The organism is Nitrosomonas sp. Is79A3, from assembly GCF_000219585.1.
Classification (GTDB): domain Bacteria; phylum Pseudomonadota; class Gammaproteobacteria; order Burkholderiales; family Nitrosomonadaceae; genus Nitrosomonas.
The window spans coordinates 2698488-2719004 of record NC_015731.1 but is presented as its reverse complement, the minus strand read 5'-3'; the positions used below and the strand labels follow the sequence as shown (position 1 = coordinate 2719004).

Below are 20517 nucleotides of genomic sequence, written 5' to 3'. Positions count from 1 at the left end.
AAGAATAAAATTAACAAATATCCGTTCAATCAGAAAGAATCATCATCAGCCGCTTTATCAAATAAGAAACGGCCAATTAATTCTTCAAGAACCATGGCTGAATTGGTTTTCATGACTTTGTCGCCATCTTTCAACATCTCTTCATCGCCGCCCGCAGCCAATCCGATATACTGTTCGCCCAGCAAACCTGACGTCAAGATACTGGCAAAAGTATCTTTCGGGAATGTAAACCGGCTATCAAGGCTCATCGTAACGACCGCATCATAGGTTTTCGTGCTGAACTGAATATCGGTTACACGGCCGACCACAACACCAGCCCCTTTTACCGGCGCGCGAACTTTCAATCCACCGATATTCTCAAAATTTCCAGTGATGACATAGCTCTGTGAAGGATTATAAACATTCAGATTGCCAACTTTAAGACTCAGTATCATGAGCGCAGCAATTCCTGTGATCACAAACAAACCCACCCACAAATCCATCGTTGTCCGCTGCATCAACTCACCCCTCTAAACATGAAAGCGGTCAAAATAAAATCAAGTCCTAAAATCACTAATGACGAAGTTACCACCGTACGTGTCGTTGCACCAGACACGCCCTCTGCCGTTGGCGGCGCATCATAGCCTTCAAAAACCGCAATGGCTGTGACTGCCACCCCGAAAAAACAACTTTTAATAAAACCATTTAAGATATCAAATCTAAAATCAACCGCACTTTGCATTTGCGACCAAAAGGAGCCTTCATCCACACCAATGAATACCACTGTCACCAGATAACCGCCAAACACACCCATTACAGAAAATATCGCCGCCAAAAACGGCATGGAAATTACGCCAGCCCAGAACCGTGGTGCCACCACACGTGCAATCGGGTCAACCGCCATCATCCCCATGGCTGCCAATTGTTCCGTTGCTTTCATTAATCCTATTTCCGCGGTTATCGCAGAACCGGCGCGGCTGGCAAACAATAATGCGGCGACAACCGGACCCAGTTCACGCACTAATGACAAAGCAACCAAAGTACCCACCGCCGATTCCGAACCGTATTTTTGCAATGTCTCATAACCCTGAAGCCCCAACACCATTCCCACAAACAGCCCGGAAACAACAATGATAATCAGAGACAAAACACCGGTGAAATACAATTCACGTATAACCAGATTAAAACGGCGCAAACTAGTGCCTGATTTTAATAAAATCAGGATAAAAAAGCGACTGGCAACACCCAAACGCCAAGTGCTTTCAATCACCCGGTGTCCGATATTCTGAATACTGGAAACGATACGTCTAGGCAAAAGTATCCTCCAGGTTCAAATCCTTTTTATAAGTCTGCGCAGGATAATGAAACGGCACCGGTCCGTCTTCCTCTCCATGAACAAACTGATGCACAAAAGGCGCGACCGATTCGCGCACTTCTTTCGGTGTACCCTCGGCGGCTATCACGCCGTCTGCAATGAAATAAACATAATCAACAATTTTCAAAGATTCTTGCACATCGTGTGTCACCACGATAGATGTCATACCCAATGCATCGGTCAACCGGCGTATCAGATTCCCAATCACACTCAATGAAATCGGATCTAGCCCGGTAAAGGGTTCATCGTACATAATCAGCATCGGATCCAGCGCAATGGAACGCGCCAAAGCAACGCGCCGCGCCATACCGCCGGACAGTTCGTTGGGCATTAAATGATGCGCTCCGCGTAAACCCACCGCATGCAGTTTCATTAATACCAGATCGCGAATCATCGATTCGGGCAAATTAGTATGTTCACGCATCTGAAATGCAACATTGTCAAAAACCGACAAATCGGTAAACAAAGCGCCAAACTGAAACAGCATACCCATCTTACGACGCAGCTTGAATAGCGCATCACGATTGAGTTCATGCACGACCTCTCCGGCAAACTTCACATAGCCGGAAGTCGGCTGAATTGTACCGCCGATCAATCGGAGTAGCGTCGTTTTACCCGACCCGCTTCCTCCCATGATCGCCACGACCTGGCCACGCGGCATCGACATCTGAATGCCTTTCAGGATCGCGCGCGTGCCATAGGAGAAATTCAGGTCATTGACCTCAATTAGAGTTTCAGCTGTCATACAATTTGAATTTGGCTATGAAATAGGCACGCTATGAATTGATTGAATATCCGCAAAATCGGGCGAGCAGCAATTTTAATCCACTTTCCCTCGAAATATTGCGCTATATGCGTTCTCACGATCGTTTTTCTGTTTTTTCCTTCAGATCCTGCAAATAAACCCGCAGATCATTCTTGATTTCGGGTGCCAGCATATATAGCCCGATGATATTGGGAATCGCCATAGCAAACACCATCGAATCGGTAAATAAAATAATATTGGATAATTGCGCCGATGCACCAATGATAATGAACGCGCAAAATAAAATTTTATATAGCCTTGTTATGACAAGCCGCTCACCAAATAAATACGTCGTGCATATTAATCCATAGTAAGACCAGGAAATCATGGTGGAATAGGCAAACAGAAAAACCGTTAAGGATAACACGTAAGGAAACCACGAAATGCCGGATGCAAACGCACGAGAGGCCAATTGCACCCCTTCAATGCCACCACCCTCCACATAAGTGCCGGATATGACAATCACCAAGGCAGTGACCATACAAACCACCACAGTATCAATAAATGGGCCAAGCATCGCAACCATACCCTGACTGACCGGCACATCGGTTTTAACTGCGGAATGTGCAATCGCCGATGAACCTAACCCGGCTTCATTGGAAAATGTGGCGCGCTGCACGCCCATTAGCAATGCACCCATTAAAGCGCCGATACCTGCCTGCGGATACAATGCCATTTCAAAAATGGTTCTTAGCGCATCCGGGATTGCCGCATAGTGAACGCCGATCACTACAAAACCGGCGATGATATAAATGATCGCCATCACAGGAACAATACGACCGGCTACCGCCGCAATCCACTGAATGCCGCCAATAATCACCATACCAACCAAAATGGCCATGAACAAACCAAAAAGCCAGCCCTTATCAGCCAAAAAACCGGCCTCTCCTCCCGTTACAACCAACGCCTGCTGATAGGCTTGATTGGCCTGGAACAGGCCGCCCGCACCGATGGTGCCGCCAATACAGCATACCGCAAACAATCCCGCCATAAACCTGCCCATTTGCGGCTGCTGCAGGCGATCAAAAGCACCGCGCAGATAATACATAGGACCACCCGATATGGTATGCGGATTGTGCTTGCTTCCGTATTGCCGGTATTTAATCCCCAAGGTGACTTCAACAAACTTGGTCGACATACTGAAAATACCCATAATGGCCATCCAGAACGTAGCACCCGGCCCTCCCACTGAAATAGCTACTGCCACACCTGCAATATTTCCCAGGCCAATGGTTGCCGACAGAGAAGTCATCAAAGCCTGAAATCGGCTGATATGTCCGTTTGAGTTTCCGCTGTCATGTTTCCCGCGCAAAACATCAATGGCGTGCTTGAAATAGCGGAAATTGATAAAACCAAGGTATACGGTAAAAAAAAGTGCCGCAGCAACCAGCCAAATCAATATCAATTTGATCTCAAGATCCAAGAATTGAATGCTGTAAAAAACTACCGACGCCACAGCGTTTGAAACAGGTTCAAAAGTGGAATCAATGACCTTATCAATTTCCATTAATTAAAACACTCCGTTGTACAAAGTATGTCAAACGCATTGTGTTTGACGCATACGGTACATTTGATCTGATTTATTTCAGAATTTTTATACGTTGAAAAAGAGAAAACTGAAACAGGCTTTATCCAAACAATACCGATAGCCATTTAACTGATAATATTTCATTTTTTTGCATAAATTCACTTTCTAATCCTAACGCGCAATAACCGCTAAATTTCTTCATTTTGCCATATTTTTCTGGGGTTAGCATACCATGGCGTTATATGTGATATATCAAATATGACACACACTATTTTCTCAAGATAACACCATGCTCCTCAGCAAAAAATATTATTTGATCTTTTGCTTGATTCTCAATTTTGCCGCCCCGACGTCATTTGCTACCGAAATATACCGCAGTGTCGATGAAAAAGGCCGGGTAACTTATTCGGACAGACCTTCCACCGGTGCAGAGCCCGTCAAGATCATCAGCCAGCCCAGCCGGCAATTGTATCCAGTCGCCCGCGTATACGATGGAGATACGATTATTCTGGAAGACAAGAAGCATGTCCGTTTATTGGGAGTCAACACACCCGAAATTGAAAGCCGTCAACGTGCAGAAGAACCCGGCGGTGTCGCCGCAAAGAAATGGTTGCAGGCTCAATTACAGGAAAACAAGGTTTATTTGGAATATGACCAAGTAAGACGGGATAAATATAAACGCTTATTGGCGCATGTGTTTTTACCGGATGGCAAGCATCTCAATCTTGCTCTGCTGGAAAACGGCTTGGCCGTGGTCAGTATTATTCCGCCTAACGGGCGTTACAGCGACAAACTGATTCAAGCGCAACAACACGCTGAGAAATTAAAACTGGGTATTTGGGGCATGCCGGAGTATCAACTTCGGCCAATTTCGCAGATTACCAATCACACCAAAGGCTGGCAACGATTTACCGGAATCCCTGTTTCTATAAAGAAAAGTAAAAAATATACGCGACTGCTGTTTAATGACAAAGTTGACATACGCGTCGCTAATAATAATCTCAATTTATTTCCAGAACTCGCAACTTACGTGGGAAAATCACTCGAAGTCCGCGGCTGGGTAGCGCGTAATAAAGATTATTACACTATGTTAATTAATCACCCTAGTTCGTTAATACAGAGATAGCTTCACAAGTAATCCCACAGTTTATGGAAAATCACGTGCGTAGTAACATTACACGCCATTCTGTGCTCTTTACAGCGTGATCCGCCAACTCACTGCGCAAGCGGCATGACGAGCGAATTCTCCAGGCATAAAAACCACTTTTAGAAACATTGAGTACGCGACACATGAGCGCAATCCAGTATGTATTTCGTATGGAATTAATCATCCCTTATTTCACCACTTAAAATAGCAACCAAGCTTCGCGAAACAGGTCACATAATTTATATGAAATCTCGTTCTGATTTGACTTCCGTGAACTCACGTTTGATCCCGGACAACTCCAACTCAAGGTAAATAATTCATTAGCATAGCCGCGAAATATACGTTAAAGTTTCAATCTATTTGATCACAATTATAAGAGCAGGGATCTCATTATGACTATTGCCTTGATTGCTTTCGATGGTTCAGAAAATGCAATGCGCGCCATTGATGAGGTACTGAATACGATGGATACAGGTAAGCTTCATGTGCATTTGCTCTATGTGTGCGAGCCGGTTCAAATGAACGAAGTCGTTTTTAACGAGAATCCACTTTTAGACATGCTGAGCATCAAAAAGGCACGCGAAGAAGCGGGGATGGTATTACTGACGCCCGCGAAAATGCGCCTCGAAAGTGCTGGTATTACGTTCGAGGCGCATGTCCGCAATGGCAATCCCGCCGAAGTCATCACCGGCTTCTCGGGCGAGTATCACTGTGATTTGATCGTGATGGGAACGCGCGGCATGGGTACGATAAAGAATCTGCTGCTCGGATCAGTAGCAAGCAAGGTCATCCACCTCACCGAAAAGCCGCTGCTGCTCGTCAAATAGTCGTGCCGTCACCGCCGATAATTCAGCTATGAACTCGAGGGGAAAAGGTGTTTATTTTTCCTATACGCAACATCTTTCTCATCAGTAATCTCCCATAAAATACATTAATCTGAATCAGAACCAGTATGCCGTAAGTGAATGAGCTACACGGAGGCTTGCCTTTTCTCGCTATGCTGTTGATCTACGAAAGCAGGAACAAGTCACAAATAAACAATGCGACAAAGCCTTAATCCCATATTAATCCTCTCCTTCCTCCGAAGCCAAAATTTGCCTTGAGAAGTATATGATCTGAGCCATTTGTTTGGCCAAAACCAATACCAACACTACTGCGAACTTCACCAGGAGCGATAAAGTGTACTACCGGCATTACATAATGCTGTTGCTCACGTAATGGGTCCATATTTTTGACTCCGCCCGGTCCGCCAATAAACAGGACGCCGAATCGCAAGCGGCTATTTTTCTGATAGCTTATCTCGGTTAAATAGCCGAACTCAAACAGTTGCTCTCTGCTGCTTTCGCCCCTTAAGATTTTTTCGAATGCAAAATTGGCAATAATACTTATGCGTCCGAAATCCTTTTGCAGGATTGGCGTAAACTCCAATTGAAGAGTGTCGTCGTTAATGGATCGCTGCCACTGTTTGACCTCGACTTTCCATCCCAAGTCCACCGGTAAGACACCTGCCTCGGCGAAACGTCCACGCATCCGGGCCTTAACTCCGGCGAATTGAAAATTTTCCCCTGCTGGACGCGCAAAATTCAAGTATGAGGCAACTTCTATTTTGTTGGTGAGACCGTACTCCAGCTCGATCGCCGTACGTATCATGCTTTGACTAGCGAATGTGCTTGAGGTGCCGCCTTCTCCTTCCTTGCGGCCGTAAGGAACGAAACTATTGAGAAGCTGAGGGTTGAATCCCCCTTTCCCCTGCGTGGCGTACCCATAAATCTGAAACTCGTAAGGATCGAGGGCGTTTGCCGGAGTAGGTAAGAACATGGCAAATAGCAAAAATATGGCTATATAATATTTGCTAGTCCTAAAGACGGTCACTGCTTCCTCTGACGGTTAATGTTAAGGCGAGGGCTGACTTGCCGCGCCGGTGCACCTGTCGATCGCATGTAAAAAATAAATCGAGATGGCTACGTTTGACCTTTCCAATCATTATTTAGATCAGGGACACAGGGTCGTTTTAACATTCCCGATCGACAGAATCATTAAGAATCTGAAGATTAATAAATATTATCAATCACTTGCTTGTATTTCAGAGACGACTAAATAAAATCATTGTTATTGACGGAAAATGTGCGTTAAAGTTTCAATCTGTTTAATCACAATTATAAGAGAAAGGATCTCATTATGACTATTGCCTTGATTGCTTTCGATGGCTCAGAAAATGCGATGCGTGCCATTGATGAGGTACTAAATACAATGGATGCAAGCAAATTGCATGTGCATTTGCTCTACGCGTGCGAACCAGTTCAAATAAACGAAGTCGCTTTCAACAAAGAGCCGCTTTTAGACATGCTGAGCATCAAAAAGGCGCACGAAGAAGCGGGACTGGCATTACTGACGCCAGCGAAAGCCCGTCTCGCAAGTGCCGGTATCGCGTTCGATGCGCATGTCCTCAGTGGCAATCCCGCCGAAGTCATCACCGACATCTCGCGTGAACATCACTGTGATTTGATCGTGATGGGCACGCGCGGCATGGGTGCGATAAAGAATCTGCTGCTTGGATCAGTGGCGAGCAAGGTCATTCACCTCACCGAAAAGCCGCTGCTGCTCGTCAAATAGTCGTATCGGCGCGGCATAGGCAAACCATGCCGGGGAACAACCCGATTTTTCTATATTATTGATTTTATTTGAAACAATTATGCAAAAAATAAAAGCAAAAATAACAGAGTCTTCTTGGCACAACATCTGCATTGATTCGGTGTTGGAAAAACTGGGCGTAACATCTACAGGCCTGACTCGGCACGAAGCCGAGGCACGCTTGAAGACCCATGGCCCCAACCGGTTGCCGGAGCCGCCAAAACGCAGTACCGTCATGCGTTTCCTGCTGCAATTCCACAATATCCTGATTTACGTGCTGATCGGTTCTGCAATCATCACGGCAGTTCTGGATCATTGGATCGATACTTTCGTCATTCTGGCGGTAGTACTCGCCAACGCAATCATCGGTTTCATCCAGGAAGGAAAAGCAGAAAAGGCGATGGATGCCATCCGCCAAATGCTGGCGCCTCATGCCTCTGTGCTGCGTAGCGGTGAGCGCCACAGTATTGAGGGAGAAAAACTTGTGCCCGGTGATATTGTGCTGCTTGAAGCAGGTGATAAGGTTCCCGCCGATCTGCGGCTGCTGAAAACACATGGTTTGCAGATTCAAGAGGCGATTCTTACCGGCGAATCCGTGCCGGTGGAGAAGCATATCGAGCCTGTTCCCTTCGATGCGCCGTTAGGTGACCGTTCCTGTATTGCGTTTTCCGGCACGTTGGTCACCTCCGGCCAAGGCAAAGGCGTGGTAGTGGCCACAGGTGCTTCCACCGAGATCGGGCGCATCAGCGGCTTGCTGTCGGAAGTGGAAACACTGACCACGCCGCTGGTAAAACAGATGGGTGCATTCGCTCAGTGGCTGACCATCTTCATCCTACTGATTGCCACGATTTTACTGGTATATGGTTATTTTGTCGGCCACCATGAATTCACCGAGATGTTCATGGCAGTAGTGGGACTTTCGGTCGCGGCGATTCCGGAAGGCTTACCCGCTGTGCTAACTATCACGCTGGCAGTGGGTGTGCAGTCGATGGCAAGGCGCAATGCCATTGTACGTCGATTGCCTGCGATTGAAACCATCGGTTCCGTTTCGGTGATTTGCACCGACAAAACCGGCACACTGACCCGCAATGAGATGATGGTTTCCTCGGTGCTGACGCATCAGCATCTTTTTACACTGCAAGGCATTGGCTATGAACCACAGGGCACTCTATTGCTGGAAAATACCGAAGTTTCTCCCGCCGAATATAGCGTTCTGGAAGAACTCGCTCGCGCTGCAACCCTGTGTAATGACGCCGCGCTGCATGCTCATGAGGGTGTGTGGGCGGTGGAAGGCGATCCGATGGAGGGTGCGTTGCTAGCCTTTGCCAGTAAAATAGGCATTGAAATTCGCAAGGAACAGGCTTCTTGGACGCGCACCGACGCCATTCCTTTTGATGCCAAACACCGCTTTATGGCAACGCTGAATCATGACCATGAACATCACGCATTTGTGTTCATCAAAGGTGCGCCGGAGCAGATTCTTGCCATGTGCAAAACTCAAAGCGTTGCGGACGGGAATGTGGAGCCATTGAACAAAGCTTATTGGCAAGAAAAGGCGGATAGCATCGCCGCTCTCGGTCAGCGCGTGCTGGCATTCGCTGTCAAGCCCGTTCAATCAGAACATACCGTGCTGGAACGCACGGATATTGAAAGCACGCTCACGCTGCTCGGTATGACCGGGATGATTGATCCACCGCGTATTGAGGCCATTGCAGCCGTAGCGGAATGCCACACAGCCGGTATTCGCGTGAAAATGATTACCGGCGATCATGCCAAGACAGCAGCAGCGATCGGCAAACAAATTGGCTTGCAGAATCCCACTAAGGTTCTTACTGGAGCTGATCTTGATGGGATGAATGACGCCTCTTTGAAAGACGCTGTATTGGAATGTGACATCTTCGCCCGCACTAGCCCGGAGCATAAATTGCGCCTTGTCATGGCGTTGCAATCACACGGCATGACGGTAGCCATGACAGGCGATGGAGTGAACGATGCGCCCGCACTAAAACGTGCCGATGTCGGCATTGCGATGGGCAAGAAAGGCAGCGAAGCCGCCAAGGAAGCAGCCGAGCTCGTGCTGGCGGATGACAATTTCGCTTCCATTGCCAGCGCCGTGCGCGAAGGGCGAACGGTCTATGACAACATTAAAAAAGTCATCAGTTGGACATTGCCCACCAACGCTGGGGAAGCGATGACCATCATAATTGCGTTATTGCTCGGCATGACGCTGCCGATAACCCCGATTCAGATTTTATGGATTAATCTGATTACCGCCATTACATTAGGTATTGCGCTCGCTTTCGAACCGGCCGAGGAAAACACCATGCGCCGTCCGCCGCGCCCAAGAGGAGAACCGCTGCTGGGTGGTGAGCTGGTGTGGTATATACTGTTGGTATCCATCTTATGTGTTTGCGGTGTATATGGCATTTATTCCTATGCGACTGACCGGGGCTACAGCATAGAATTGGCCCGCACCCTCGCGGTGAATACGCTGGTGGTAATGGAGATATTCACTTTGTTCTTTATTCGCAATATCCATGGCACATCGCTCACCTGGAAAGCGGCGTGCGGTACCAAAATGGTGTGGATGTCAGTAATTGCCGTTACCGTGGCACAATTAGCCATTACCTACCTGCCACCCCTACAGACAATATTCGCCACGGAAGCGATACCGTTTCTGGATGGCTTGCTGGTCATCGGGATTGGCGTCGCGCTACTTGCCATCCTTGAAACCGAGAAACAGATCCGCCTGCGTCTTAAGACTATAAAATCATGAGATGAATATTTTCCAGTTTATCTATAGTAAGTTACCGGCCCCGCACGACCATGGTATCGCATTCCAGAAGATGCAATAGATTCTCGGCTGTACTTCCGATCATAGTTTTAAGAAATCCACTGCGACCGTGTGTACCGAGCACTACAAGGTCGATCTCTTTGTGACTCACGTAATCGCACAGCAGCACTTCCGGGTGGCCTCTGTCAATGACACGATGAAGGCGGCTCACAACTGATGGTTCCAGTGCCATTCCGGAAAGAAAACTGTCGCACTGGTCGTTGGCAATAGTGTTCCACGCATCATTCGCCAGTGCATCCCCTCTCAAACCGGCGCCCTCGTAAGCGTGGAACAAGGTCAGTTGTGCATCACCAAACCAACGTATTGCAGTCTCTAAAGCTGGCTGTGATGCTGGCGAAAAATCTGTTGCTATTACCACATGCCGATAGGGGCCTCGTATCCGGCGACGCACGATCATTAATGGAACGGGCAGTTCTTGCAGTAGCTTATCGAGGGTGCTGCCGAATTGAGTCCGCGCGAGAGATTCATCGCGTCCCAGACCAGTGATGACTAAATCGCTATTTTCCCGGCGTGCGGCTTCAAGCACGACTTCGTGGGGTATACCTTCGGATACGTATACTCCAGCGTTAATCTTATCGGACGCCAAATCCATACTCAATCGACGTGCCGCAACTGTCCGGTAATCTTCCGGATGCCGCCACGAAGGCAGCTCTTGCGTCATCTTCGCATAGCGAACAGCATAGGCAGGATCTATTGCATGTACCACTAGTAATTTAGCTCTCCAGGCTTGGGCCAATTGCGCCGCGCGGTCCGTTGCACGATCACATCGACTGCTGAGATCAGAGGCAAGCAGTAAGTTGTGAACTCCAGAATTTTCTATCATAAAAATATCTCCTTCAAAAAATAATCAGCGTACGGTGCCAATAAATAATTCCACTCCACCTGGAGAGACGTTAGGCAGTTTGGATTAAAATAGAATCAACTATCTATCTTCATTTCTTATATTCTCCTATTTCATACTTACCATGTTTAACCAGCCGGAGCAAATTGAGCTTGCACGCATCTCTACAAATGGGCCAGTTTTCGATTATCGTTGATACCATCAGACAAAACAAAACCTTATCATTTAGTTTAACGTTAATGATAGCGTTCGCATGCATAGCCGCATCTCCAGAAACACAAGCCGATGAAGGCGGCGCGAGTTTTTGGCTGCCGGGACAATTTGGCAATCTCGCCGCTACGCTGACAAAACCGGGTTTGTCTCTATCGTTAGCTTACCATCATGCTTCTACAAGTACAGCCACGGGCAAGAATTTCGAGATTGGCGGCAGAATAGAAACAGGTGTAAGTGCCCGTAGCCATCTACTATTTCTTACACCAACGTACACCTTTTCCGATTCCGTGCTTGGTGGTCAGGCAGCGATCAGTATAACCGGGACATTTGGACGTAATGATGTCTCAGCCGATGCGACTCTGGCGGGTCCGAATGGAAATGTTTTGTCACGCAATGATCACACTTCTCTCACCGGTATCGGAGATCTCTATCCTTTTGGCACTATTCGCTGGAATGCTGTCGACCACAATTTCATGACCTACACGATGTTGGGAGTTCCTGTCGGTAATTATAAGGTAGGGCATCTGACAAACCTAGGAATCAACCACTGGTCAGTAGACATTGGTGGCGGCTACACCTACTTCAATATGCAGAATGGTCGTGAGTTCTCGGTAGTTGCAGGATTCACCCGTAACTTTGAGAACCATGGCACTCAATACCGTAATGGCAATAACCTGCACCTTGATTGGAGCGCTTCGCAGTTCTTGTCAAAAAATTGGCATGCCGGGTTGGTCGGCTACTTTTATCATCAAATTACCGGAGACAGCGGATCAGGCGCACTCCTGGGCGATTTTAAGTCGCGCGTCGTTGGCATTGGCCCACAAGCGGGTTATCAGTTCACCATAGGCAAACGGGAAGTCCACTTGAATATTAGAGGTTACAAGGAATTCGATGCCCAAAACCGGCCAGAAGGCTGGAATGCTTGGCTCACGCTGACGATACCGATTGGATCAAAACTGTTAGTAGCTTCTCAGAATTGATTACGCAACCATCCCAAGAATAGAAAAGGCTGCTGTCTTCAGAACCAAAACAAAGTTATGAAACCTAATAAGTTCTAGCTTTCGGCGGGAAAGATTCTACCGTTATCGGTTTCAACCGCACCGGCTTGTAATCCAACCGATTATCTTCACTGAAAAACAACGTATGTTTTAACCATTTGACATCATCCCGTTCGGGATAATCATCGCGCGCATGCGCGCCGCGGCTTTCACGCCGAGCTTCGGCGGAGATCATCGTGGCTGTAGCAACTTCTTTTAAGTTGTCCAGTTCCAGCGCTTCGATCCGTGCGGTATTAAACACTTTGCTTTTATCCTTGATTTCCATATGGCCAATCCGCTCGCCGACCTCAAGAATTTTTTCCACACCTTTTTGCAGCATGTCTTCAAAACGGAAAACTCCGCAATACGTCTGCATCGTTTTAGCCAAGGCGGCACCCACCTGCGCAACACTCTCACCGTCTTTCTGATTCTCCAGGCGATCCAGGCGAGTCAGTGTTTTATCCGCGGCATTCTCCGGCAGCGGCTTGTGATGTGGATTGGTTTTCAAATCCTCAATAATCTGATTGGCTGCGGCACGGCCAAATACCACCAGGTCGAGCAGCGAATTGGTACCCAAGCGATTGGCGCCGTGCACGGATACACAAGCGCACTCTCCCACCGCGTAAAAACCGGAGACAATTTCTTCCGGGCCGGTTTTATACGGCGCCACTACTTGACCGAAGTAATTGGTCGGAATGCCGCCCATCATGTAATGCGCGGTGGGCACGACCGGGATCGGCTCATTGATCGGATCGGCATGGGCAAATTTAATCGCGAGTTCACGGATACCCGGTAACCGGGTTTTGATGATTTCAGCACCCAGATGATCGAGTTTTAACAACAAATGATCACTCTCCTCGCCGCAACCACGCCCGTCCTTCATTTCCGTCGTCATGGCGCGTGAAACCACGTCACGGCTGGCCAGATCCTTGGCGTTAGGCGCGTAACGTTCCATAAAACGTTCGCCGTTCCTATTCAGCAAATAACCGCCCTCGCCGCGCACCGCCTCACTGATCAACACGCCCACACCATAGACACCGGTAGGATGAAATTGCCAGAATTCCATGTCTTCCAGCGGAATGCCAGCCCGTGCGGCAATCCCAAGACCATCACCGGTATTGATTAAGGCATTGGTACTGGCTTGAAAAATCCGCCCGCCGCCACCGGTAGCAAACAAGGTGGCTCTGGCCTGTAAGACCAAAATCTCGCCTGTTTCCATTTCCATCGCGGTCACACCCAGCACATCGCCCTGCTCATCGCGGATCAGATCGAGCGCCATCCATTCGATAAAAAACTGTGTATTGGCGCTCACGTTGCGTTGATACAGCGTATGCAACAGCGCATGACCGGTGCGGTCAGCCGCCGCACAAGAACGTGTGGCCTGCGCCCCGCCAAAATTCTGCGATTGTCCACCAAACGGACGTTGATAAATTTTACCATTCTCCAGACGATCGAATGGCATGCCGAAATGTTCCAGTTCATAGACCACTTCATTGGCCTGGCGGCACATGAATTCGATGGCATCCTGATCGCCCAGGTAATCCGAACCTTTTACCGTGTCATACATATGCCAGTGCCAGTTGTCTTCGGTGACATTTCCCAGCGAAGCGGCAATCCCCCCTTGTGCTGAGACGGTATGCGAGCGTGTAGGAAAAACCTTGGACAACACCGCCACTTTCAACCCCGCTTCGGACAACTGCAACGCAGCGCGCATTCCGGCGCCACCTGCGCCAACAATGACTACATCAAATTTTCGTTTGGTTATTGCCACATCAACTCCACAATATGTCAGCAGTCCACACCAGATAAAACAGCAAGGCGGTAATTACCAGAATTTGCACGGTTAGGCGGATTGCCACGGGGTGCACATAATCCATCAGAATATTACGCATCCCGACCCAGGCATGCCAGAAAACGCAAATGAAAAACACCAAGGTCGCGATGCGCATCACTTGGTGACTGAATAGGTCCTTCCATGCCGCGTAATCTTGCGGCGCAGCAATGTATAAAGCACCGGCCAGTCCAATGAGATAAAGCGTCATCAAAACAGCTGTCACGCGCTGTGCCAGCCAATCCTTCAAACCGTAGTGTGCGCCCGTTACAGCACGCTTGGGTTGCTTTACCATAGCATCGCCCCTATCAGCACAGTGAGCAAGATACCCGCCGCCACTACCAACATACTTCCCATGCGCGCCTGCGGCAACATGACGCCGATATGCAGATCCAACGCCAGATGACGAATGCCTGCGCACAAATGATGCATAAAAAACCATACTGGGAGCAACAACATCACTTTGGTGACTGGGTCGCGCAAACAATCCTGTAAAGTTTCAAAACTTTGTGGAGATTGCAGCAGCGTTTGCAGGCTATACAGTACTAATGGGATACCGGGAAAGAACAGCAAAGCACCACTGATGCGATGCAAAATTGAAACCACAGCCGGCAAAGGCTGCTTGATCTTGAAGAGATTCAGATGCTTGGGGCGTTTATTTTGCAATTTCGCTTCCATGCGGGAGATTCTAAAGTAGAAAATTCAATCGCCAAAATTCGGCTTAAACAGTAAATAACGGAGCCAAGTTTAGTCTGTTATGCCGCATGATACAAGCTATCGCCAATGAAAAACCCGGCTGCACACAGCCGGGTTCTAGAACAATGTAGTTTATCTGAATTTCTTATAGGCGCTTCTAAAAATTCAAAGTTCTAAACAAAACGAGGCACGTGCAAAAAATGGTTACACAGCATATGTTTGATATGCAAGGAAACATTTTTTGTAAGCAACAAAGTGTTGTGACAAAATTTGGATTTTTAGTAATGCCCTTATGACTTGCTACGGCGGCCATCCAGACTGTATCCACCCGCACCATGCACAGCCAATAATATAAGGCCGCCCGCTATCGCAATATTCTTCATAAACATAATCATCTGCATCTGATCGGAAAAGTTATTATGAAAGATTACAGCAGCGACAACCGTGAATGCTGCCAATGCAATCGAGACTAACTTGGTCTGCCATCCCGCAATGATCGCCAAACCACCGCCCACTTCAATTACTATCACCAGCGGCAATAGCATACCCGGCACGCCCATCGCTTCCATATAGCCTTGCGTGCCCTCATATCCGCCAATTTTAAAAATACCGGAAAGCAAAAAGATCTGCCCCAGAAATAGCCGTGCTACGAATTGACTGATTTTTTCCATTTGAATCTCCTTAAAATTGGTTAATCATTTTTTATCGCGCTTGATCCACGCACGATCACGCACAAAATTATTTGACTGAAAATCTTTCATCGCCTGATCAATTTGTTCTCGGGTATTCATCACGAATGGTCCGTATTGAACAATCGGCTCATGAATCGGTTTGCCGCTCACGACGACAAAACGTGCCCTCGTTTTTCCTGCAACAAAATCGAACGAATGGTCATCCGACTCCAATATAACGAGGGAATGCAGTGGCACCATTTGCTCATTGAGCTGCCCATCACCCTCGAACACATACAGAAAGCTATTGTTCTCCATCGGCAGTCGATGCTGGAAATGCTTGCCGGGTTTTACCTGCACATCCAAATAAGACACATCGGTAATGCGATCCACAATCGGCGCGATCGCATCGGCAAAATGGCCGATTAACACTTTCAGCCTATAATCGGGTGTTTCCACTACAGGAAAGGCTGCTGCGGAATATTCCTGATACTCAGGATGATCCAGCTTATTGGCTGCGGGCAAATTAATCCACAGTTGAAATCCGCGTAACAAACCGTTTTCCTGTTTTGGCATTTCGGAATGGATAACACCGCTGGCGGCCTTCATCCACTGCGCGGAACCTGGACCCAGATCGCCGGTATTGCCCATACTATCCTGATGCGCCATATGACCATCAATGATATACGTGAATGTACTGAACCCGCGATGCGGATGGGACGGAAAACCGGCAATATAATCCTCCGGGTTATTACTGCTGATGTGATCCAATAACAGGAATGGATCATAATTGCGCAAAGCTGGCGTGCCGATCGTACGGTGCACCGTAACACCGGCGCCTTCCGGTACTGCCACTGCGGGAATTAATCGTGTCGCGCTAACGGCTGTATTCATCATTTTCTCCTTTTCGGTAAAAAATCGTTATGACGTGTTTGCTGGAAGTATTATCATAGTTGCGATAATAAGAATAAATAGCCATCAGAAGAAATAACTGTTCTGTTATTAGCAACGATAAAAAGATAATCCAATGGACCGATTTGAAAATATGAGCGCGTTTGTGCGCGTCGTTGAAGCCGGTAGCATTAGCGGCGCGGCCGATCGTATGGATGTAGCCAAATCAGTGGTTAGCCGGCGTTTGAAAGAACTCGAGGAACATCTCGGTGTTGAATTATTTCATCGCACCACCCGGCAAATGAATTTGACCGATAGCGGGCGTGCTTTTTATCAACAATCTGTACGCATCCTTGCCGATATCCTCGAAGCCGAACATGCCACGTCACAATTCCACGGCGCCTTAAAAGGCAGCTTGAAAGTAGCCGTGCCGCTAAGTTTTGGTTTGATGCATCTGGGTCCTGCGATCAGTGCGTTTTTACAGACGCACCCCGGCATTGGATTTGACTTGGATTTTAATGATCGCCAAGTAGATATTCTGGCAGAGGGCTTTGATCTGGCCATTCGCATCGCCAGCTTGCCGGATTCCAGCCTGATCGCACGCCGTCTCGCCCCAATTCAAGCCGTGATGTGCGCAAGCCCGGCTTACCTCGAACGCAATGGCACCCCCCAATCGCCGGGAGAATTAACCAAACACCAGTGTTTGGTCTACAACCTGATCAGCAATTCTGAAAACTGGAATTTGCACGACACTGAAGGACAGTTAATCAAAACCAAAATAACCCCTTATCTAAAAGCCAGCAATGGCGAATTTCTTCGCGATGCCGCCGTCGATGGATTGGGCATCGTGCTGATGCCGACATTTATCGTGTATAAAGCAATTGAAAGTGGTGCATTGATCCCGCTTTTAACCGAATACCAATTTTCACAGCTCGCCGCCTATGCCATTTACCCGCAAACACGCCACCTCTCGCAACGCGTAAGGGCATTTGTCGATTTTCTGGTCAACCGATTTGAAGGATTGCCTTATTGGGATTTGTGTTTACAAGACGATAAGCATGCGTTAAAAAGCGCCGATTCGATCATGCTGCAAGATAATAGTGATCAGTTTAATTACACCAATTCAGAAGAGAGCTGACTTTATTGGATCGCAACCCCATTTATTTTCTCAATTCGCGACCTGAATATCCCGACGGCATTTAACAGATAACGAATTGCTGCAATTCCGGCGAACACCAAGAAAGCCGCGAGGAAGCGGAAAGAAAAAGCAAATAACGCTTCGAATAGATGCAGAGATACCAGAGCATTCAGAGCTATAGGCAATAGTTGGTAAACTCGCAACAATGATGCGTTGTGGGATTGGATCACATAATCAGGCAATTCGGGCGCTTGGCCGACAGCTTTGCCGTATTATATTCAGAATGCTGAAACAAAATCGTGCCTATGAGATACGTAAAAAAATCGACGAAAACACTTGAAAATTCTAGCGGGATGTTCAGGTCTAGAACTGAGAATATTTTCGATGTATTGCATGAATTTTTGTTTTGTAATCCATATCCACGATTCCGTACCCGATCCCATTTGTTTTGAGTTTGATTGAATTTCAGCACAATTAAGTATTGTATCCCCGGAATTTCAAGTGACTTAACCCGCTATGCTTTATTCGCCTCGCGGGCTTGATGAAGCTTTTTGTAGCTTCCGATTAGTCTTAAGTGCTTGTCTAAACCTTCTAGCTTCATACTGGTTTTGGTTAGGCCAAAGAATTTCACTTCGCCAGTTACAGAGCCGATCACATTGTCCATGGTTTTTTTACCGAACATTCTATTTAGGTTGCCGATAAAATGCTCAAGCGCCAATGTTTCGTCCAAGGTGATCTCAAGTACGGCATGAACTGCTTGATAGAACAAGCCGCGCTCTACGGTGTTGTCGTTGTATTGCAAGAACGCTTCTACTAATTCAATGGCCTCATCATGCTTGCCTAAGGCAAGGGTGATAAGAATTTTCAGCTCAAGAATGGTCAGCTTTCCCCAAACCGTATTTTCATCGAACTCAATTCCAATCAGGGTTCTAATGTCCGTGTAGTTATCCAGCTGACTTTCTTCTAAACGCGCCGCCAAACTCGCCAAGGCATCATCACTCAGCGAGTGAATATTCAAGATATCTTCGCGGTAATCCAGCGCCTTGTTGGTGTTGTCCCAAATAAGGTCTTCAATTGGATACACTTCCGAATAATCCGGCACGAGGATGCGGCAAGCTGTGGCGCCCAGGTCATTAAAATTGGCAATATAAACTTCTTTGCCCAATCCCTTCAGAATGTCCAATAAACGATCCTTTTCTTCTTCGTTGGTGCCTGAGAAATCCCACTCGCAGAATTCATAGTCATGCTTGCTACTAAAGAAGCGCCAAGAGATCACACCCGTTGAATCAATAAAGTGCTCAACAAAATTTTCCGGCTCTGTCACTGCCAGGCTATTAAAGGTTGGTCGTGGCACATCATTTAGCCCTTCAAAGCTGCGGCCTTGTAATAGCTCAGTCAGACTGCGTTCCAGCGCCACTTCAAAGCTTGGATGGGCACCGAATGATGCAAATACACCCCCCGTTTTGGGGTTCATCAGCGTCACACACATCACTGGGAATTGGCCGCCTAATGAAGCATCTTTAATCACCACAGGGAAACCATTCTGTTCCAGGGCGTTAATACCCTCTAAGATGCTTGGGTACTTTTCAAGCATGTGTTGCGGTACGTCCGGCAAGGCAATCTCTTCTTCAATAATTTGTTTTTTTACCGCACGTTCAAAGATTTCCGATAAACATTGCACTTGCGCTTCATGCAGGTTATTGCCCGCACTCATACCGTTACTTAAGAATAAGTTCTCAATCAAATTAGACGGGAAATACACGGTTTCTCCATCGGATTGACGCACAAATGGGATAGCGCATATGCCACGCTCCACCAAACCCGAGTTGGTGTCAATCAGATTTGAGCCGCACAGTTCACCGTCTTGATTATAGATGTCTAAACAATATTCATCCAAAATGCCTGCTGGCAGCTCGTCATTTGGCCCCGGCTTAAACCATTTTTCATTGGGATAATGTACAAAGTCGTGGTTAGCAATTTCTTCGCCAAAGTACTGATCGTTGTAAAAGAAATTGCAGTTAAGTCGCTCGATAAACTCACCTAGCGCCGAGCAAAGCGCGCTCTCTTTGGTTGCGCCTTTCCCGTTGGTAAAACACGCAGGCGACGCGGCATCGCGTAAATGCAGCGACCACACATTGGGCACGATATTGCGCCAAGAGGCAATCTCGATCTTCATGCCAAGGCCGGCCAAAATACCCGTCATGTTCGAGATGGTTTGTTCAAGTGACAGGTCTTTCCCTAAGATGTAAGTGCTGGAATCGCCTTCTGATTGACCCATCAGCATGATTTGTGTGTCTTCGTCGAGGTTCTTAATCGGCTCGATTTTAAACTCAGGACCAGTTTCCACTACTTTTTTCACTGTACAGCGGTCAATCGATCTTAAGATACCTTGGCGATCTTTATCAGAAATACTTTCTGGCAGCTCCACTTGAATTTGAAAGATTTGGTTATAACGGTTTTCAGGATCAACAATATTGTTCTGCGACAGCCTGATGTTTTCAGTAGGAATGTCACGGGACAAACAATACACCCGTACAAAATAGCCCGCACAAAGCGCCGATGAAGCCAAGAAGTAATCAAAAGGACTGGGTGCTGAGCCATCACCTTTGTAGCGAATAGGCTGATCAGTGATGACAGTGAAATCATCAAACTTAGCTTCAAGTCTGAGATTGTCGAGAAAATTAACTTTGATTTCCATTGAATAGTTTCCGGAGTAATGCGCCGCAACGCGGAAGCGTTTTAACAGACCGTTGAAAAACTATCTGCGTTGCCGCTGCGGTGTTAAAAACAGGCTTAAAATGCTCATTTATCATGCATAAACTGCGCTTTTTCGCCTGTTTTTGCCTTGCATCGGCTGCCTCGAATACGTTTTTCAGCGGC

The 20517-nt window shown here is 47.4% G+C and carries 18 protein-coding genes; 6 read left to right on the top strand and 12 right to left on the bottom strand.

Going from position 1 to position 20517, the window contains the following annotated elements; translation table 11 throughout:
* Positions 1–29 precede the first annotated feature (29 nt).
* The 4 genes from mlaD to NIT79A3_RS12550 all read right to left on the bottom strand — a co-directional run bounded on the left by mlaD (position 30) and on the right by NIT79A3_RS12550 (position 3666).
* A complete protein-coding gene (gene mlaD / locus NIT79A3_RS12565) occupies positions 30–497 on the bottom strand; it encodes an outer membrane lipid asymmetry maintenance protein MlaD (RefSeq protein WP_013966560.1) in 468 nt (155 codons plus the stop codon).
* Positions 497–1294, bottom strand: coding sequence for a lipid asymmetry maintenance ABC transporter permease subunit MlaE (gene mlaE / locus NIT79A3_RS12560; RefSeq protein WP_013966559.1), 798 nt, complete (start codon positions 1292–1294; stop codon positions 497–499). The genes mlaD and mlaE overlap by 1 nt, the downstream gene beginning before the upstream one ends.
* On the bottom strand, positions 1287–2099 hold the full coding sequence (locus NIT79A3_RS12555) for an ABC transporter ATP-binding protein (protein WP_013966558.1): 813 nt from the start codon (positions 2097–2099) through the stop codon (positions 1287–1289). Before NIT79A3_RS12555 ends, mlaE begins: the two co-directional genes overlap by 8 nt.
* A gap of 115 nt (positions 2100–2214) precedes the next feature.
* On the bottom strand, positions 2215–3666 hold the full coding sequence (locus NIT79A3_RS12550; protein ID WP_013966557.1) for an alanine/glycine:cation symporter family protein: 1452 nt from the start codon (positions 3664–3666) through the stop codon (positions 2215–2217).
* Positions 3667–3976: 310 nt separating this feature from the next.
* On the opposite strand from NIT79A3_RS12550, the gene NIT79A3_RS12545 reads away from it, so the two are divergent.
* Together NIT79A3_RS12545 and NIT79A3_RS12540 are read left to right on the top strand one after the other, a co-directional pair.
* A complete protein-coding gene (locus tag NIT79A3_RS12545) occupies positions 3977–4813 on the top strand; it encodes a thermonuclease family protein (RefSeq protein ID WP_013966556.1) in 837 nt (278 codons plus the stop codon).
* Between the two features lie 413 nt (positions 4814–5226).
* Positions 5227–5661: a universal stress protein gene (locus NIT79A3_RS12540; protein ID WP_013966555.1), complete on the top strand. Its 435-nt coding sequence runs from the start codon at positions 5227–5229 to the stop codon at positions 5659–5661.
* A gap of 226 nt (positions 5662–5887) precedes the next feature.
* Here NIT79A3_RS12540 and NIT79A3_RS12535 read toward each other — a convergent pair whose 3' ends face one another.
* Positions 5888–6652 (bottom strand): hypothetical protein, encoded by a 765-nt coding sequence (locus tag NIT79A3_RS12535; RefSeq protein WP_156797083.1) that lies wholly within the window; start codon positions 6650–6652, stop codon positions 5888–5890.
* A 360-nt stretch (positions 6653–7012) separates the two neighbouring features.
* Here NIT79A3_RS12535 and NIT79A3_RS12530 point away from each other — a divergent pair, with 360 nt between their 5' ends.
* Positions 7013–7447, top strand: a complete 435-nt coding sequence (locus tag NIT79A3_RS12530) for a universal stress protein (RefSeq protein WP_013966553.1) — start codon at positions 7013–7015, stop codon at positions 7445–7447.
* Between the two features lie 79 nt (positions 7448–7526).
* On the top strand, positions 7527–10241 hold the full coding sequence (locus tag NIT79A3_RS12525; protein ID WP_013966552.1) for a cation-transporting P-type ATPase: 2715 nt from the start codon (positions 7527–7529) through the stop codon (positions 10239–10241).
* Positions 10242–10272: 31 nt separating this feature from the next.
* Here the strand turns inward: NIT79A3_RS12525 and NIT79A3_RS12520 are convergent, their stop codons facing one another.
* Positions 10273–11142: a universal stress protein gene (locus tag NIT79A3_RS12520; RefSeq protein ID WP_013966551.1), complete on the bottom strand. Its 870-nt coding sequence runs from the start codon at positions 11140–11142 to the stop codon at positions 10273–10275.
* 170 nt (positions 11143–11312) lie between these two features.
* On the opposite strand from NIT79A3_RS12520, the gene NIT79A3_RS12515 reads away from it, so the two are divergent.
* Positions 11313–12353 (top strand): transporter, encoded by a 1041-nt coding sequence (locus tag NIT79A3_RS12515; RefSeq protein WP_013966550.1) that lies wholly within the window; start codon positions 11313–11315, stop codon positions 12351–12353.
* Between the two features lie 64 nt (positions 12354–12417).
* On the opposite strand, the gene sdhA is transcribed toward NIT79A3_RS12515, so the two are convergent.
* The 5 genes from sdhA to NIT79A3_RS12490 all read right to left on the bottom strand — a co-directional run bounded on the left by sdhA (position 12418) and on the right by NIT79A3_RS12490 (position 16502).
* Positions 12418–14181: a succinate dehydrogenase flavoprotein subunit gene (sdhA, locus tag NIT79A3_RS12510; protein WP_013966549.1), complete on the bottom strand. Its 1764-nt coding sequence runs from the start codon at positions 14179–14181 to the stop codon at positions 12418–12420.
* Between the two features lies 1 nt (position 14182).
* Positions 14183–14536 carry a succinate dehydrogenase, hydrophobic membrane anchor protein gene (sdhD, locus tag NIT79A3_RS12505; protein WP_013966548.1) on the bottom strand — a complete coding sequence of 118 codons (354 nt, stop codon included), beginning with the start codon at positions 14534–14536 and terminating at the stop codon, positions 14183–14185.
* A complete protein-coding gene (gene sdhC, locus NIT79A3_RS12500; protein WP_348225624.1) occupies positions 14530–14907 on the bottom strand; it encodes a succinate dehydrogenase, cytochrome b556 subunit in 378 nt (125 codons plus the stop codon). The genes sdhD and sdhC overlap by 7 nt, the downstream gene beginning before the upstream one ends.
* A 320-nt stretch (positions 14908–15227) precedes the next feature.
* On the bottom strand, positions 15228–15608 hold the full coding sequence (locus NIT79A3_RS12495; protein WP_013966546.1) for a DoxX family protein: 381 nt from the start codon (positions 15606–15608) through the stop codon (positions 15228–15230).
* Between the two features lie 24 nt (positions 15609–15632).
* The gene (locus NIT79A3_RS12490) at positions 15633–16502 is read right to left on the bottom strand and encodes a pirin family protein (RefSeq protein WP_013966545.1); all 870 of its coding nucleotides are present in this window, start codon (positions 16500–16502) and stop codon (positions 15633–15635) included.
* 133 nt (positions 16503–16635) lie between these two features.
* Here NIT79A3_RS12490 and NIT79A3_RS12485 point away from each other — a divergent pair, with 133 nt between their 5' ends.
* Positions 16636–17637 (top strand): LysR family transcriptional regulator, encoded by a 1002-nt coding sequence (locus tag NIT79A3_RS12485; RefSeq protein WP_013966544.1) that lies wholly within the window; start codon positions 16636–16638, stop codon positions 17635–17637.
* A 514-nt stretch (positions 17638–18151) separates the two neighbouring features.
* On the opposite strand, the gene NIT79A3_RS12480 is transcribed toward NIT79A3_RS12485, so the two are convergent.
* A complete protein-coding gene (locus NIT79A3_RS12480) occupies positions 18152–20335 on the bottom strand; it encodes an OsmC domain/YcaO domain-containing protein (protein ID WP_013966543.1) in 2184 nt (727 codons plus the stop codon).
* Positions 20336–20517: the final 182 nt, after the last annotated feature.

Excerpts from the sequence above, each read along its gene's own strand:
- NIT79A3_RS12490 (WP_013966545.1), bottom strand. The coding sequence starts at position 16,502 with ATGAATACAGCCGTTAGCGCGACACGATTAATTCCCGCAGTGGCAGTA.
- NIT79A3_RS12555 (WP_013966558.1), bottom strand. The coding sequence starts at position 2,099 with ATGACAGCTGAAACTCTAATTGAGGTCAATGACCTGAATTTCTCCTAT.
- NIT79A3_RS12550 (WP_013966557.1), bottom strand. The coding sequence starts at position 3,666 with ATGGAAATTGATAAGGTCATTGATTCCACTTTTGAACCTGTTTCAAAC.
- NIT79A3_RS12525 (WP_013966552.1), top strand. The coding sequence starts at position 7,527 with ATGCAAAAAATAAAAGCAAAAATAACAGAGTCTTCTTGGCACAACATC.
- NIT79A3_RS12485 (WP_013966544.1), top strand. The coding sequence starts at position 16,636 with ATGGACCGATTTGAAAATATGAGCGCGTTTGTGCGCGTCGTTGAAGCC.
- NIT79A3_RS12545 (WP_013966556.1), top strand. The coding sequence starts at position 3,977 with ATGCTCCTCAGCAAAAAATATTATTTGATCTTTTGCTTGATTCTCAAT.
- NIT79A3_RS12540 (WP_013966555.1), top strand. The coding sequence starts at position 5,227 with ATGACTATTGCCTTGATTGCTTTCGATGGTTCAGAAAATGCAATGCGC.
- NIT79A3_RS12495 (WP_013966546.1), bottom strand. The coding sequence starts at position 15,608 with ATGGAAAAAATCAGTCAATTCGTAGCACGGCTATTTCTGGGGCAGATC.
- mlaD (WP_013966560.1), bottom strand. The coding sequence starts at position 497 with ATGCAGCGGACAACGATGGATTTGTGGGTGGGTTTGTTTGTGATCACA.
- NIT79A3_RS12480 (WP_013966543.1), bottom strand. The coding sequence starts at position 20,335 with ATGGAAATCAAAGTTAATTTTCTCGACAATCTCAGACTTGAAGCTAAG.
- sdhD (WP_013966548.1), bottom strand. The coding sequence starts at position 14,536 with ATGGTAAAGCAACCCAAGCGTGCTGTAACGGGCGCACACTACGGTTTG.
- NIT79A3_RS12530 (WP_013966553.1), top strand. The coding sequence starts at position 7,013 with ATGACTATTGCCTTGATTGCTTTCGATGGCTCAGAAAATGCGATGCGT.
- NIT79A3_RS12520 (WP_013966551.1), bottom strand. The coding sequence starts at position 11,142 with ATGATAGAAAATTCTGGAGTTCACAACTTACTGCTTGCCTCTGATCTC.
- NIT79A3_RS12535 (WP_156797083.1), bottom strand. The coding sequence starts at position 6,652 with ATGTTCTTACCTACTCCGGCAAACGCCCTCGATCCTTACGAGTTTCAG.